Source organism: Clostridium sp. UBA5712 (genome assembly GCF_002419845.1).
Taxonomy (GTDB): Bacteria; Bacillota; Clostridia; order Clostridiales; family Clostridiaceae; genus Clostridium_J; species Clostridium_J sulfidigenes.
This window is the reverse complement of the sequence record NZ_DIGW01000015.1, coordinates 255,162-269,718: the sequence shown is the minus strand read 5'-3', so window position 1 is coordinate 269,718 and position 14,557 is coordinate 255,162. Positions and strand designations below refer to the sequence as shown.

General features: G+C 29.2%; 17 protein-coding genes. 6 read left to right on the top strand and 11 right to left on the bottom strand.

The genetic code is table 11. From position 1 onward, the window contains the following. Positions 1 to 21: 21 nt before the first annotated feature. Together B3B03_RS13985 and B3B03_RS13980 are read right to left on the bottom strand one after the other, a co-directional pair. A complete protein-coding gene (locus B3B03_RS13985; protein WP_346877628.1) occupies positions 22 to 414 on the bottom strand; it encodes a hemerythrin family protein in 393 nt (130 codons plus the stop codon). Between the two features lie 161 nt (positions 415 to 575). Further along, positions 576 to 1,079: a FliG C-terminal domain-containing protein gene (locus B3B03_RS13980; protein WP_346877627.1), complete on the bottom strand. Its 504-nt coding sequence runs from the start codon at positions 1,077 to 1,079 to the stop codon at positions 576 to 578. A gap of 342 nt (positions 1,080 to 1,421) precedes the next feature. On the opposite strand from B3B03_RS13980, the gene B3B03_RS13975 reads away from it, so the two are divergent. Beyond that, positions 1,422 to 2,081 (top strand): NAD(P)/FAD-dependent oxidoreductase, encoded by a 660-nt coding sequence (locus B3B03_RS13975; protein WP_414632293.1) that lies wholly within the window; start codon positions 1,422 to 1,424, stop codon positions 2,079 to 2,081. A 114-nt stretch (positions 2,082 to 2,195) separates the two neighbouring features. On the opposite strand, the gene B3B03_RS13970 is transcribed toward B3B03_RS13975, so the two are convergent. After that, positions 2,196 to 3,446 (bottom strand): serpin family protein, encoded by a 1,251-nt coding sequence (locus B3B03_RS13970; protein ID WP_346877626.1) that lies wholly within the window; start codon positions 3,444 to 3,446, stop codon positions 2,196 to 2,198. Between the two features lie 251 nt (positions 3,447 to 3,697). Between B3B03_RS13970 and B3B03_RS13965 the strand changes: the two genes are divergently transcribed. Beyond that, positions 3,698 to 5,026 (top strand): MATE family efflux transporter, encoded by a 1,329-nt coding sequence (locus B3B03_RS13965; RefSeq protein WP_346877625.1) that lies wholly within the window; start codon positions 3,698 to 3,700, stop codon positions 5,024 to 5,026. A gap of 64 nt (positions 5,027 to 5,090) precedes the next feature. On the opposite strand, the gene B3B03_RS13960 is transcribed toward B3B03_RS13965, so the two are convergent. The 7 genes from B3B03_RS13960 to B3B03_RS13930 form a co-directional block, all read right to left on the bottom strand. Further along, a complete protein-coding gene (locus tag B3B03_RS13960) occupies positions 5,091 to 6,353 on the bottom strand; it encodes an MFS transporter (protein WP_346877624.1) in 1,263 nt (420 codons plus the stop codon). Positions 6,354 to 6,363: 10 nt separating this feature from the next. Next, positions 6,364 to 7,152, bottom strand: coding sequence for a zinc dependent phospholipase C family protein (locus B3B03_RS13955; RefSeq protein ID WP_346877623.1), 789 nt, complete (start codon positions 7,150 to 7,152; stop codon positions 6,364 to 6,366). A 170-nt stretch (positions 7,153 to 7,322) separates the two neighbouring features. Beyond that, a complete protein-coding gene (locus B3B03_RS13950; RefSeq protein WP_346877622.1) occupies positions 7,323 to 8,609 on the bottom strand; it encodes a hypothetical protein in 1,287 nt (428 codons plus the stop codon). Between the two features lie 2 nt (positions 8,610 to 8,611). Then, the gene (locus tag B3B03_RS13945; RefSeq protein WP_346877621.1) at positions 8,612 to 9,172 is read right to left on the bottom strand and encodes a sigma-70 family RNA polymerase sigma factor; all 561 of its coding nucleotides are present in this window, start codon (positions 9,170 to 9,172) and stop codon (positions 8,612 to 8,614) included. Positions 9,173 to 9,353: 181 nt separating this feature from the next. Then, on the bottom strand, positions 9,354 to 9,509 hold the full coding sequence (locus B3B03_RS13940) for a rubredoxin (RefSeq protein WP_035129613.1): 156 nt from the start codon (positions 9,507 to 9,509) through the stop codon (positions 9,354 to 9,356). Positions 9,510 to 9,743: 234 nt separating this feature from the next. Beyond that, on the bottom strand, positions 9,744 to 10,667 hold the full coding sequence (locus B3B03_RS13935; RefSeq protein WP_346877620.1) for a hypothetical protein: 924 nt from the start codon (positions 10,665 to 10,667) through the stop codon (positions 9,744 to 9,746). An 18-nt stretch (positions 10,668 to 10,685) separates the two neighbouring features. Then, positions 10,686 to 12,065 carry a bifunctional metallophosphatase/5'-nucleotidase gene (locus B3B03_RS13930; protein WP_346877619.1) on the bottom strand — a complete coding sequence of 460 codons (1,380 nt, stop codon included), beginning with the start codon at positions 12,063 to 12,065 and terminating at the stop codon, positions 10,686 to 10,688. 223 nt (positions 12,066 to 12,288) lie between these two features. Here B3B03_RS13930 and B3B03_RS13925 point away from each other — a divergent pair, with 223 nt between their 5' ends. The 4 genes from B3B03_RS13925 to B3B03_RS13910 all read left to right on the top strand — a co-directional run bounded on the left by B3B03_RS13925 (position 12,289) and on the right by B3B03_RS13910 (position 13,810). Further along, a complete protein-coding gene (locus tag B3B03_RS13925) occupies positions 12,289 to 12,459 on the top strand; it encodes a spore coat associated protein CotJA (protein WP_150844121.1) in 171 nt (56 codons plus the stop codon). Between the two features lie 14 nt (positions 12,460 to 12,473). Then, complete coding sequence (locus tag B3B03_RS13920; protein ID WP_035129619.1) at positions 12,474 to 12,722, top strand: spore coat protein CotJB; 249 nt, start codon at positions 12,474 to 12,476, stop codon at positions 12,720 to 12,722. Between the two features lie 17 nt (positions 12,723 to 12,739). Then, positions 12,740 to 13,327: a manganese catalase family protein gene (locus B3B03_RS13915; protein ID WP_346847068.1), complete on the top strand. Its 588-nt coding sequence runs from the start codon at positions 12,740 to 12,742 to the stop codon at positions 13,325 to 13,327. 171 nt (positions 13,328 to 13,498) lie between these two features. Further along, a complete protein-coding gene (locus tag B3B03_RS13910; protein WP_346877618.1) occupies positions 13,499 to 13,810 on the top strand; it encodes a hypothetical protein in 312 nt (103 codons plus the stop codon). A 212-nt stretch (positions 13,811 to 14,022) separates the two neighbouring features. Here B3B03_RS13910 and B3B03_RS13905 read toward each other — a convergent pair whose 3' ends face one another. Further along, positions 14,023 to 14,460 (bottom strand): GNAT family N-acetyltransferase, encoded by a 438-nt coding sequence (locus B3B03_RS13905; protein WP_346877617.1) that lies wholly within the window; start codon positions 14,458 to 14,460, stop codon positions 14,023 to 14,025. Positions 14,461 to 14,557: the final 97 nt, after the last annotated feature.

Here is a 14,557-nt window from a genome sequence, read left to right as displayed (position 1 = left end):
TTTTATATAGTTCACAAAAACTTACCCTTGCGCAATCAGCTTGTCTTTTTCAAGAATGTGACTTACTAACCACTGATTTACGAATTCTAATAAATCAAGAATATATTTATGTTGATTTTCATCAATTTTATTTAAATCTATTTCCTCTAATTTTTTTATAAAGTTATCATGATCTATTTTTTGAGTAAACATTTTTTTATAATTTACACTCTCCATATAGGCTTCTTCATCTCTAAAGTGAAGAGCAGCATACCCTTTTAATTCTTCAATTAAATTTACTATTCTATCATATTTATCAATAATGAACTCATTATTTAATAACTCATAAATTTTATCAGCTATTTCAAAAAGCATTTTATGTTCATTATCAATAATCTCTATTCCTGTTTTAAATTCTTCCTTCATTTCGTACATTTAAATTATCCTCCAACTTCTCTCAATAGTACTAGTTAAATACGTTCAACATGAATTTTTTGAACTATTTCACTCTAGGACTACATAATACCATATAAGTCAATATTCTTCTATAACTTCAAGTAATAAAATGGTGTATAATCCCATAACTTAAACTTTTATTACTTATTATTTATTTCCATTATTATCTTATCTTGAGCCTGAAGTATTTCATCCAATTGAACACTTCCTAGTTTTCTTCTCGCCTCTACAAAATCAATATCTGGAAATATATTTTGAATATAATAAATAACTCTTGGTGAAGCTCCTAATATAGCTTTACATAGAGTATCCATATCTAATTTACACAGAACTGTTTTCACTCTTTCCCTATCTATACTAATAATATCCTCAAAACTAAATAGTTTCATAGATATTTTGTTAAATAAATATATGTCATTTTCTTGTATTGTCATCATTAATCTAGATTTTTCAACATCTTCAAGATTCCTTAGTAATTCTATTATCTGTTCTTCAACACTTAAGAGTTCTTTGTATGTTTTTTCTAGATAGTAGGATATTTCCTTCCAAAGTTCTTCTGTTACTTGTCCATTCCTAATAATTTCTTCATAATATTTGGTCCTTAGTTCTACTGATAGCAATGACACAAAAAAAGTTAAATTCATAATAATTCCCCCATAAACCCCATTGGTATAAATAAATTTATAACTATATACTCGTACCACTTTCCTAAAAATGAAATAATAACCTGTATTTGTTTCAAATAATTAACAATTATCACTGAACTACTTTGTGTGTACAGACAAAAACCTACAATAGGAAATAAATTTAGTTCTCTTTTAAGTATTAAATAAAAATATGGCATAGTAGTTACATGATGACATTCATTCCTTTACAAATTTAAGTACCTTCATTATCATAACTCTTTTGAATTCAGCAAGGTCAAGTAGATTAGTTCTTATTAAATGAGGTATAATATATTTAAAAAATATAGGAGGCAATATGTTTTGGCACATTACGGGAATCTTCAAAAAATAAGGGATGGTAAAAGAAAATATGGTATAACACCTCATATTCCTGGAGGTTTTATAACTCCAGAAAACCTTGAAAAAATAGCTAAGGTAGCTAAGAAGTATAATGGAGTTATAAAAATAACATCTGGACAAAGAATCTTAATAACTAATTTAGAGGAAAATGATCTACCTCAAATATGGGATGAACTACATATGGAACCCGCTGTTAAAACTCAAAATTCCGTTAAAAATGTAGAGATGTGTCCAGCAGGATATTGTAAAAGATCAAAATTTAATACAATTGGTATAGGTATGAAATTATCTAAAAAATATCAATGGATGGATATGCCTTGTAGAACTAAAATAGGTGTAGCTGGATGCAGAAATGCTTGTGGAAGTGTTTATAGTAAAGATGTGGGTGTTATAGCAGATATTAATGGTAAACTCATGGTAACAGCAGGTGGTTCAGCTGGATATAACCCTAGGATTGCAGATATTATAGCTAATGATTTATCAGAAGAGGACACTTTAAATTTAGTAGATGCTATATTTGATTTTTATAAAGAAAATGCTCATGATGGAGAAAAATTAAGTTTTTTTATTGAAAGAATTTCAATAGAAAACTTTAAAAAAGAAGTTCTAAGTAGGTGTTAGAATTTTTTATGATTTTAGTAAATGATGAAGAAAAGATTAACCATGTATTATAAATAAGCTAATTAAAGGCAAATAACAGGAGTTTTTATTAACTCCTGTTATCTTTTCCCTTTATTATTTTTTCACTTCTTCTAGTTTACCCATGAATAGTATGGTTCCACTTTCTTCATCTTCTATAATAAATACAAAAGGTCTATCAGCTATAAACTCTTTAGGGTCATTAATTATTGGCATTGCAGTTTCCCTAACTTCAACTATAGTAACTGCAGCTGCTTCACTTCCCTTTTCATTTACTTCTATTTTCCCTTGATGTAAAACGCTACTAACATATATATTTTCCCTTATTCCACTAAGATTAGCTCTATCACTAAAAATATCCTTCATTCCTAGGGCCACTAGAGATCCTTTTAATTCTTTAGTTCCATATTCCATTTCAAACTTCGGAAAGCTTACATTAACAGCTTCCGGCTCTTTTCCAATGGACTTTTTTATAGAATTCCACTTATTCATATCTAAATTATTTATAAAATTATCTATACTTAAACCTTCCTTTGGTAGTACTGCATACATAGATACTTTTCCACTATCATAAGGCATTTTTATAATTTTAAAATCATCCTTTTCTCCATAAAAGGTTTTATCATCAGCCGCAACCTTCCTCATAAAGTCTATCTCTGTTTTATCTCTCTTTGAATTTGTAAACTCACCTATAGTATTATTGTTTGTATCAAATGGTTCTTGCCATTGCCCCTTGAAATATATAGCATTAATTAAATACATAATAACATCACCATCAATAGGACCTTTTAGCATATCTTTAATCATGTTATTAGTAGATTTTTCAATCCAATTATTAATTTTATCCATAGATGAGGATTTAGAGAAGTCCAAGTTATCCACTTTTGCACCAAAGATATCCTTATTAATGTTTATAAATTCTTTATTTATATTCTGACCTTCTCTTATCCATATAGAGTTACTTAGATTTAGCTTTACATTTTCATCTACATTCTCCAAATAACTATGAAGAATTTTATAACTATTATTTATCTTATCATCATTCATTCCTTCATAGCCTAGTACCTTATTCATCTCTGCCTTTGTATTCTCTTTAGCTCCATTATAGGTCATAGTAAGTGCCATGGAAATGCTCAAAGGAGATATAAACACATTCTTATTATTTTCATCCTTTGAAATTTCTTTGAATATATTGAATGCAAATTTATTATTGCCCTCAACCACTTCTTTATCCACCTCTTTAGCTGAAATCTCTTCCTTATTTTTACTATAAAATTTCTCACATCCAATTAAAGAAGTAGCTATTATAGCTATAAGCATTAAAGAAATTATCTTTTTTAATTTCATAACCTCACCTCTAAATTTAGTTTCACTTTATATACGCTGTTAAAGTGTTATAGTGCTATTTTTTATATTATTATAAATCTAATAATCAATTGATTAAATTATTTTCTATTGTATAATGGACATGTAATGCCTTAATAATTACCTATATCTTGAAAGCATTTTACTAAATTTAAGTATAGGTATTACTAAATTATGATATAAAAAAATGTTAATGTAGAATAAAAATATTGAATTAATAAAGTGAGGTTTATATGACTAAGGATTTAACTAAAGGAAATGAAACCAAAGCTATAATAAGCTTTGCCATTCCCCTTATTATAGGAAATATATTTCAGCAATTATACAATATCGCCGACTCCATAATCGTTGGTAAATATATAGGAGCATCTGCTTTAGCGTCAGTTGGATCTTCTTTTACAATTATAGTATTTTTAACATCTATTATTCTGGGACTTTGTATGGGCGCATCCGTTGTATTTTCTCAATGCTTCGGAGCTAAAGATAATGCTAAATTAAAAAGTAGTATTTTTACTGCCTTTATCTTTATCGGCTTAATAACTATCATAATTAATTTATGTGCTATTTTCTTTACTGACAATATCTTAATTTTTATGAATACCCCACAGAGTTTATTTAATGATGCTAAACAGTATATAATTATAATCTTTTACGGTATAAGCTTTACCTTTATCTATAATTATTTTTGCTGTTTACTTCGTTCTGTTGGAAATTCCTTTATACCTCTTGTATTCTTAATAATAGCAGCCATAATTAATATAGTTCTTGATATTGTTTTTATAACTGTGTTTAATCTTGGTATTGCAGGGGCAGCTTATGCTACCATAATAGCTCAAGGCATCTCTGGAATTTTAACAGCCATATATTGTTTTATCAAACTACCTGAAATTAGATTTAAAAAATGCGACCTTAAAATAGATATAAAGATTTTAAAGTTAGTAGCAAATTATAGCCTTCTAACAAGTATCCAACAATCTATAATGAATTTAGGAATTTTATTAATTCAAGGCCTAGTAAACTCCTTTGGAGTATCAATAATGGCAGCCTTTGCAGCAGCTGTTAAAATAGATTCCTTTGCTTATATGCCTGTTCAAGATTTTGGTAATGCTTTTTCCACCTATATTGCCCAAAATAAAGGTGCCGGTGAAGCTTTAAGAATAAAAAAAGGAGTAAAATCTTCATTCAAGATTATTACCTTATTTTGCATTATAATATCAGCAATTGTAGTAATATTTTCAAAACAATTAATGACTATATTTATATCTCCATCAGAAGTTGAAATTATAGCTTACGGCTCTCAATATCTATGTATAGTAAGTGTATTTTACTTTCTCATTGGATATCTTTTCATGTTCTATGGTTTTTATAGAGGTATAGGTTCCACTAATATATCTATTTTTCTTACTATTATATCCTTAGGACTTCGTGTCGGAATTTCCTATTGGCTAGCTCCTACCTTTGGTATAACTGCAATTTGGTGGTCTATTCCTATAGGTTGGTTCATTGCAGATATAATTGGCATATCCTTTATAAAAAGGTTTATAAGGAATATAAATAAATAATAAAAACCTCTTACAGATTACTCCTTTAAGTATCTATAAGAGGTTTTTATATACTATTTTAAATTTATAAACTAATAGTAGTTTCTTTTTCTATAGATATATTTACTTTATCTGCTGCTTTAAATATTATAAGTCCAAAAATAAACATTACCACAATTCCTGCTACCCCAGCCTTAGAGCTTCCTGTTATATGGGTTGCTATACTCATAAGCATAGTTCCCATGAAAGCAGCCCCTTTGCCAAATATATCATATAGTCCAAAGTATTCACTAGATTTCTCCTTAGGAATAATTTTTGAGAAATAAGATCTTGATAATGCTTGAATTGCCCCTTGAAATACTGCAACACATACTGCAAGAATCCAGAATTCCCACGCTTTATCTAGCTGTAATGCGAATATGGTTATTGCTATATAACCCATAATTGAAGCTGCTATTAACTTATCACTTTTAAACTTTTTAGATAATCTTCCAAATAAAATAGCACAAGGAAAGGCAACTACTTGAGTTAAAAGTAATGCTAATAGTAAATTACTATCTGTAATTCCAACATCTTTTCCATAGGATGTGGACATGCTTATAATTGTATGAACTCCATCTATATAGAAGAAAAATGCAAGGAGGAATAAAAAAATCTTCTTGTTTTTTCTAATGTTTAAAAGAACCTTACCTAGCCTCTTAAAACTTTCTGCCACTGGCTTATTTCCTTTTTCAACATAATACTTTTGTTTATAGTTCTTTAGTAGGGGCATTGTTATTAGTAACCACCATAGAGCAGTTAATATAAAGGCTGTCCCCGTTGCCATGGCAGTTGTAAGTCCAATTTTATCTGCAAAAAGTACGAGAAGTAAACTTACTGTAAAAGGAATGCAACTTCCGATATACCCCCAAGCATATCCATGAGATGATATCTCATCCATTCTATCATCAGTAGTTATGTCGTTGAGCATGGCATCATAAAAAATAAGGCTTCCTGAAAAACCAACCTTTCCTATGACAAATATAGCTAGGAATACAATCCATGGTACTGGAAGAGCTAAAGCTGCACAACCTAGCACTCCAAACATCATGAATAATGAAAATAGTGGTTTTTTATAACCTTTAGTGTCCGCTACGGTTCCAAGTATAGGTCCAAGTATCGCTACAATAATTGTAGACAAGGATACAGCATAACCCCAGTAAGCTGTTGAATCTGCTGGTGAAATCCCTGATAAACTCGCAACATTTTTAAAGTAAATAGGAATTATAGTAGACACCAACATGGTGAAAGCTGAGTTTCCTACATCATATAGAATCCACTGCTTTTCTAACTTAGTAAATTTACTCATTTTACCCCTCCTATAGAAAATTTCTATTGAAGAATTCCCTCAGGTTGTCATTACTTTTTATAGCACTATAGTACTCTTCAACTCTATGTACTGCCTCATCTATAGCCTCTTCATAAAGCTTTAAAAGCTTTTTATTTATTTCTATACACTTTATATTTGGTTCTACATTAATTATCATACGGCTAAAGCCTTCTCCACCTTTAATTAAGCCTAATAAGCCTTTTATAATCTTTCTTTTCAAATTGTTTTCACATAATAGTAGTTTATTATAAAACCTTACAGACTTAAGGCATTTATATATTTCTTTTCCACTAACATTATCATAAATGCTAGCAATATGTGCTGCTATAACCTTATTAGGAATAATATGAGCTCCTGCACTATGCCTTTGTGGACTTAAATTATTTCTCCTCATTAATGCTCCATCTAACTCTGCTTCTATTTCAGCATGAGATATATTACTTTCCTTCATAGCTTCTGCAATAAAAGGATGACAACTACTATCAAGGACAAAGTGACATACAAATCCTAAAATATAAGAGAGACAAATCTCATCCTTACTTTCTTTAATATACTTTTTCGACCTTTCTAAAAATCCATAGGCCTTTTCATCATGTAATCTATGTCCATACTTAATTATTTCATTCTTAAATAAGGGCTTATAATAAAAAAGTATATCTGGACCATTAAGCCCTATATAATATGCTTCTTTATTTTGTATTATAATATCTTTTATCCCATGGGGCAGTTTTTCTAAGACAGTATGTCCAAAACTATAGTGAGTATAACTTGCGGGCATATAAATCCACCTTTCAAATTTCATAAATATTCTGACTTTTATTATAATTATATATTTTTTATGTTTTCAGTGAGTTATATTAAGGTAAAATTCTTGTAAATCCTTATACTATTAATATTCCTAATTTAATTATAAAAGCACCAACTAATTAAAGCTAGTGCTTTTATAATTTATTCCACTATGAACTGCCAATTACCCTGTTGATGAACTAAAATATTATTTACATCTATATATATTTTTCTTAAAAATCTCTCTGTAATACTTAAATCTTCATTATCTAGGTATACCTCACCTTGCTGATTTTCCATATCACCCATGGCACCACCAGTTCTAAAATTTTCTCTTACCATAAATATTGTTCTGCTTTCATCATAATTATTACTAAAGTCAAAGTGTATAGTATACTCTCCACCTTTATTTGTGATAGAAGCAGCTTTAATACTATCTTGAAGCCCTTTAAGTTTAAGGTCTTCATTTATTTCGGAAGTTTCACCCTTCTTAGGAATTTTTATAGCTAATCTACCTCCTTCTTTTAAAACATAATTTATATCTATATCCTTTATTTTTATATCTAATTTGCCTTTGTACGGATCTAGTATTTTAAAAGCTCTCCCAGTTCCATCATTAGCATTTTCTATAGATAGTAAAGTACCTTCTTCATCTCTAACTTCAACTTTTCCAATGGCATCTAAACTAATGGTGTAATCTTCACGCTGCTGATAATCTATATTGCTCCATATTTTAAAGTATCTTTCTCCTTCTTCATAATAACTGGTTGCCCCTAAAAGAACTTCTTTATCTATGGCATTTCCACCAATTTCATCATAACTATTTTTAAAATCTACCTTTTTTAAATTAAACTCCCCTATATCTTTATCCTTATAGTGCAACTTAAAATCTGTTATTAAACCCTCACCCTGCTGAAAAGCAAATCCTGCATATCCTCCACTTGCAAAGCTAGTTAATCCTACATTATACATATTTCCATCACTAGTCTTTAATTTTAAGTTGTTTATTATTTCTCTTTGATTCCCAATGTCTTCAGCTTCTGCATCCTGGTTAAACCACATTTCAACATATATATTCTCACCATCATTTGTAATACTTTTTACTAATGCAGAACTATCATCAATATTAATTCTTACTGGTTCTTCTAGCATATATAGCTCTTTATCTACTTGCTGTTTTATAATGCCTTGGGAAGGAGTAAATATTAGTTTTTCAGCTATCTGCGCAATGACTTCCTTGCCTAAAGGTGACATGCCTATTAATAGGGCTAATATAGCAACCACTGCAGCCACTTTATACTTCTTCATAGACTTTTGCATTTTCCCGTTTTTCTCCTTCAAGGATTTCTTCAATCTCTGTTTTTCAACTTCATCCATAGGAATTTCTTCAAACTCACTTATATCAAAATCAATCTCATTAAATTTATCATATATATCCTTATTATCCATAACTATACCCCCTCCCTAGCTTCCTTATAGTACTCTCTTCTTATCCTTTCTCTGCCTCTACTAATTCTAGTATTTATATTACTTACAGAAAGCTTTAATGCTTCACTAATGCTTTTACTCTTATCTCCAAGTAAAAATTTCATTATAAAAATAGTTTTATCTGGTTCCTCCATACTTTCTATAATACTTACTAACCTGCTATTTTCTATATCATCAAGATAATGATCTTCTGCACTTTTACCATCAGTGATGGCTTCATCCATAAGCTGGTTATTTTCTTTTTTACCATACTTTCTGTAGTAATCAATTGCTTTAAATTTTGTGATAGCCCCTATCCAACTTTTAAACTTAGAACTATCCCCAGTAAACTTATACCCATTAACCCAAATTGCCATAAATACATCTGACATACATTCCTCAATTAAACCTTTATCCTCTACAGAACATAAGGTTTTAGATATAATTCCTTTTACTAAGGGCCCATATATATCAATGATATAATCAAGAGCTTTAGGATTTTTTCTTTTTAATTCTGCAATAAAATTGTCTTTATCCACCCTCATTAAATCTCCTCCAAATTTCCTTCTTCACCCTATATATCGAAAGCAATATAGCTTTTCTTACAAAATTATAAAATTAAATATAAAAAGTGTCTTAAAATATACTATACTTTAGTTTTTACTAAAATATAATCCAATATTTTAAGACACTCTTAAATTAAACATTATTTAATTACTTACTTATCTAATCTACAGAATCTGTTTCCTCTAATGGTTTAAAGAAACTTTTATCCCTTTTACAAACAGGACATCTCCAGTCTTCTTTTAATTCTGCAAAAGGTACCTCTTCTTGGCTTTCATCATACAAGTAGCCACATACACTACATTTATAAATTTTCATATCAATTCCTCCTCAATATAAAATTATATTAATAAACTCCTTATGTTAGTTAAATTACCAACTCAGGATTATTAATCTCTTACCCTTTGATGTAGCTTTAGTCATCCTATTTAAATTGTAAATCTCCTTAAAGTCCCATGAACAAAACAACTATTTAACTAGTTATATATATTCCTAGTTGTAAAGTTTTATATTTTTATATTTACATAGTTATATACTTGCCTTTTCAAGATTCTATGGCTCTACCTGTATAAAAGTATTTCCCCCAGAGGACTCCAACTTATTAAGTGTACCATTATTATTAATTGACGTCATAGGGTAATATTTATATTTAAATCCATAGGTGTCTTGAACCTCAACTAACACATCTAACATATCTCCATTTTTTAATTTATATTTCTCTTTGATAGTTCCAGTATAATTACTAACTTCACTTGAAGATTCATTACTTTTTTCTAATTTAATTTCATCTATAACTTCCTCATTTATTCTTATCTTACATGAAGCTTCTTCTACAGAATTTCCTTTTATAGAACTTGGATAAATGACACTTTCAATCCGTCCATCAATTATAACTTCATCACCCTTTGTTTCATATTTCCCTTTAAAAGGTTGAGGCATAATTTGAAGTTGATACTCCATTTGATCTATATATTCATCTTCCCATGTTTCTTTTTTCACTTCTTCTCCATAGTCTAAAGTAAATCCAAATTTAACAGTACTCCTTATGGGAACTGCTATCTTTGCACTATAGTTTAAAGCTTTATCTAATTTACCTTCAACACTCTTACTATCTCCATCGCTACAGTCATAGTTAAAATAAAACTTTAATCCTTCTTTATATACCTTAGGAGTTCCTTTAAGATTAATACTAATGGTTTTGTTTTCTGCATCTAGCCCTTCTACTGAGTAACTAAAGTCACTTAAAATACTCCCTTGCTTTTTTAGGGTTTCTCCTACGGTGGTATTAATGCTACTTAAGGATGTCCTCATATCATTATACTGATTATAAATATCACCTCGTAAGCTATCTAGGTCTTGTCTAAGAGAATTAACTTTTAACAAACCCCACAGATTAAGCAATATCAAAACTATAAATCCTATAATAACTCTTCTTTTTACCTTTTTATTTTTCTCTAATAATTTATTATCTTCCACTTCAATCCCCTTTCATAACTATATTCTTATCCATCTATCTTCTAATGCTTTATTAACCATATCTTCATCACATAAATATTCTCTTAATATATCTCTTATGTATCTATCATCATATTTATGATTAGAATTATTCTTTAAATCTTTATATCCAGAACCTCTATGAAGATAATCAGAGCTACTTACCCTGTAAACTTTATCTTCCTTAAGGGGTTGTCCATTTATAATAACTTCTAGTACTTCTCTTTCCCTATATTTAATCTTTACATTTCTAGAAAAATGAAGTCTTCCTACATATTTTCCTCTAAAACCTGGTCCTCTACCATCAGCTAAAACTATGTCCCCATCTAAACTTTCCTTAATAGCTTCTAATATATATTTACCTTCAATTTCAAAGTATGTAGGATTTAATGGAGATGGCTCTATTTGTAATAGCTTAAGATTAGTTACTGCACCTTTTTTTATTCCTCCATTTAATACTCCACTATTTATGAAAGCAAAATCACAATTATAAACTTTAGATAGTCCATCTGCTAATAAGTTAGTAATAGGATTTTCTTCTATTACATCATGCCATAAATTTTCTTTAACTTCATATAGTGGTATAGAAAGATTATTTAAAGCTATCTCTTTATTCTTCTTTAATACTTTAATTATACCTTTATCCATATCTAAGCCTTCTATATTTATATTTTCGCCTTTTACTAAACTTACTTTATTATCTTTTATAGATAGTTTCAATACTCCCAAGTGTTCTCCAAACTGTCCTGAGGTATTGATTATGGTATTATTTATGATCTTAGGTTCATCCATAAGGATATGAAAATGTCCTCCTATTATTACATCTACCTCTGAAATTTTTGTTGCAATCTCTTCATCCTTATCCATACCTAAATGGGATAGAACTATACATATATCATATTTACCCTTATTATTATTTATCTCCTTATTTATTCCCTGAAGATAATCTAAAATATCTAATCCACAGCTTGTACTAAACTCATTTAAATTTGGAGAAGCACCTATAATTAATATCCTTAATCCTGCTTTATTAATTATTATACTTTTGCTTAGCCCTTCTATTTCCCCACCATTGAGTTTTCTTATATGACAACTCAAAAAAGGTATCCTTCCATCAGAGGTTAATCCTTCTAAAGTATGAATTCCATCAAAGGTCTCATTATTTCCAATGGAAATAGCATCATATTCAGCTTCCTGAAGTAAATCTATTGCAACCTTCCCCTTAGTTCCATTAACTTCTACTCTTTTAAAATCTGCTAGATCTCCTGCATCTAATACAATTGTATCATCATTTTTTAACTCATTAATTTTTGTAGTTATTCTTGCTAAATTTTCAAAATTGCTATGTATATCGTTAGTATGTAATATTTGTAATTCCATAATACATCTCCTTTGTATGTGTTAATAAATCATTATAAAATTCGTATAAAAATATTTTTAGCTAAATCAACGAACATTATATATATCCATATATATAAATATTTTACAACATACCATGGAATATTTATATATAAATTTCGTTGAAATTGAAATTTATTTTCACAAATATTACACATATAACATAACATACTATTAGGTAGAAATTAATTCAAGGAGAAAACAAATGAGCAATTATAGTAATTACTCACATAGAAAAATGGAATACGCTTGTGCTTTTGTATTACCTCAAGCATATGAAAATTTATTTTTAGTTAAAGATGCTCTATCAAAGGGCACAATATTTAAGGATTTATATAAACCTTACAACGAGAAGAAAAACTCAAGATGGGAATAGAGGGGTGAGATATTATGTATGATCAAGAATTATTAAATAATATAAGAAAACTTCAATTTTATTGCATAGATTTAAATCTATATCTAGATAACTTCCCTGATAACGAGGAAGCTACTAAGGATCTACAAGCCGTATCTCATAAGCTCGGAATATTAGTACGTCAATATGAAGAAAAATATGGCCCACTTACTAATTTCGGCTCAGCCTCTGTTGAAAGTCCAATGTGTTGGACTTCATTACCATGGCCTTGGGAAAATTATTAACACAGGAGGATTATAATATGTGGTATTATACAAAAATGTTAGAATATCCAATAAATCTTAAATCTAAAGATCTTAGAATGGCAAAATTTCTAGTAGCTCAATATGGTGGCCCAGATGGAGAATTAAGTGCAGCACTTAGATATTTGAATCAACGTTACACTATGCCTACTGGAAAATCTAAAGCACTACTTACTGATATAGGTACAGAGGAGATGGCTCACGTTGAAATGATAGCTACTATGATTTATCAACTTATGAGCAATGCTACTCTAGAAGAGCTTGAAGAAGTAGGACTTGGTGGTCACTATACTAATCATGGAAGAGCTTTATTCTACACAGACCCTAATGGAGTACCTTGGACAGCAGCTTATATACAAGCTAAAGATGATGTAGTTGCAGATCTTCATGAAGATTTAGCTGCAGAAGAAAAAGCAAGAGCAACCTATGAGTGGTTAATAAATCAAAGTGATGATTATCAAATTAAAGAAATTTTGAAATTCTTAAGGGAAAGAGAAGTTGTTCACTTCCAAAGATTTGGTGAAGCTCTAGATGACGTACAAGATTGTTTTAAGAGAAAACCATTACTAGATCCATTGAATAGATAAATTAAAAATTTATATTCTAAGTGAATATACTTATATAAATAAGGGGCTTGCAAAATAAACTAATTTTATATATTTTGCTAAGATCCCTTATTTTAATTTTACTAGATAACCTTGTTATAATTACCATAAAACTTTATATAATATAATAATCAATGAAAAAGGAGATTAATCATGGATAAGAGTCAAATTAAATCCTTAATTAAATGTGTTGTTTGGGGAATAATCTGGTCTATTATCTTAGTGTTAATTGGATTAGGTATTGTTCATTTTACTGCCCATAACTTAAAGGATGTTTTATTTATTGAAGGTATAATATTAGTTATTTTAGGAATTTCTTCTTTCCTAGGAGGAAATCCAACGGGATTATCTCTTCAAGGACTTTGTCAAGCCAATGCTCAGTATATAGCAAATGCCAATCTTGAAGTAACCAAAATGGAAAAAGAAAAACTAGTACTATTAAAAAGAATTTTAAGGCTAGCATAAATACTATTTCACTAGTTATGGGTGGTGTAATATGTATAATAATCAACTTTATTATTTAGATTTTAAAAATATTATAGGGGATATCAATAAATAAACTTCTAATCTTTCACTATGTTGAGCTTGTACTTATATTAGATGACAAGCTCGACATTAATTTAAGATTTAGCTTATTTTGAGATATCCCCTTTCTTAAATCAGAAGTTTTAACTATATTATAGTTGTATCTCCATTACTACTTCTCCCCACATTATCTTTCCAGTTTTTCTGAAATCTACAGACTCATATAATTTTTCAGCGACACTATTTTCTGGTTCAAAGCTTGTATAAACTTTTATATTTCCATGTTCTTCTTTTAATAGTTCTAATAGTTTTAATATAGCAGCCCTACCATAACCCTTACCTTGATATTTCTTATCCATCATAAGTCTACACATCCACCAGCTATTATCATCACTATCAAAGCTGTACATTAAAAATCCTACCATGGTTTCCCCATCGTAGATTGCCATCGGATAGTTTCCTTCTTCAAATTTAGACTCCAATATAGAATATGAATTTGATGCTACGAAACACTTCTGGTTTTCTTCTACAGAGAGCTCAATACATTCTCTCCAATTGTCATTGTCTATTGCTTTAAAAATAATCTCCATAAATATTTTCCCCCTAATATTATATTTCTTTCTTATAAAAAACCTCATCCTCAGCTTCAAATCCAGTTATAAACTGTTTAAAGCCAAAACTAGATTT

Excerpts from the sequence above, each read along its gene's own strand:
- B3B03_RS13985 (WP_346877628.1), bottom strand. The coding sequence starts at position 414 with ATGTACGAAATGAAGGAAGAATTTAAAACAGGAATAGAGATTATTGAT.
- B3B03_RS13980 (WP_346877627.1), bottom strand. The coding sequence starts at position 1,079 with ATGAATTTAACTTTTTTTGTGTCATTGCTATCAGTAGAACTAAGGACC.
- B3B03_RS13970 (WP_346877626.1), bottom strand. The coding sequence starts at position 3,446 with ATGAAATTAAAAAAGATAATTTCTTTAATGCTTATAGCTATAATAGCT.
- B3B03_RS13965 (WP_346877625.1), top strand. The coding sequence starts at position 3,698 with ATGACTAAGGATTTAACTAAAGGAAATGAAACCAAAGCTATAATAAGC.
- B3B03_RS13960 (WP_346877624.1), bottom strand. The coding sequence starts at position 6,353 with ATGAGTAAATTTACTAAGTTAGAAAAGCAGTGGATTCTATATGATGTA.
- B3B03_RS13955 (WP_346877623.1), bottom strand. The coding sequence starts at position 7,152 with ATGCCCGCAAGTTATACTCACTATAGTTTTGGACATACTGTCTTAGAA.
- B3B03_RS13950 (WP_346877622.1), bottom strand. The coding sequence starts at position 8,609 with ATGGATAATAAGGATATATATGATAAATTTAATGAGATTGATTTTGAT.
- B3B03_RS13945 (WP_346877621.1), bottom strand. The coding sequence starts at position 9,172 with ATGAGGGTGGATAAAGACAATTTTATTGCAGAATTAAAAAGAAAAAAT.
- B3B03_RS13940 (WP_035129613.1), bottom strand. The coding sequence starts at position 9,509 with ATGAAAATTTATAAATGTAGTGTATGTGGCTACTTGTATGATGAAAGC.
- B3B03_RS13930 (WP_346877619.1), bottom strand. The coding sequence starts at position 12,065 with ATGGAATTACAAATATTACATACTAACGATATACATAGCAATTTTGAA.
- B3B03_RS13925 (WP_150844121.1), top strand. The coding sequence starts at position 12,289 with ATGAGCAATTATAGTAATTACTCACATAGAAAAATGGAATACGCTTGT.
- B3B03_RS13920 (WP_035129619.1), top strand. The coding sequence starts at position 12,474 with ATGTATGATCAAGAATTATTAAATAATATAAGAAAACTTCAATTTTAT.
- B3B03_RS13915 (WP_346847068.1), top strand. The coding sequence starts at position 12,740 with ATGTGGTATTATACAAAAATGTTAGAATATCCAATAAATCTTAAATCT.
- B3B03_RS13910 (WP_346877618.1), top strand. The coding sequence starts at position 13,499 with ATGGATAAGAGTCAAATTAAATCCTTAATTAAATGTGTTGTTTGGGGA.
- B3B03_RS13905 (WP_346877617.1), bottom strand. The coding sequence starts at position 14,460 with ATGGAGATTATTTTTAAAGCAATAGACAATGACAATTGGAGAGAATGT.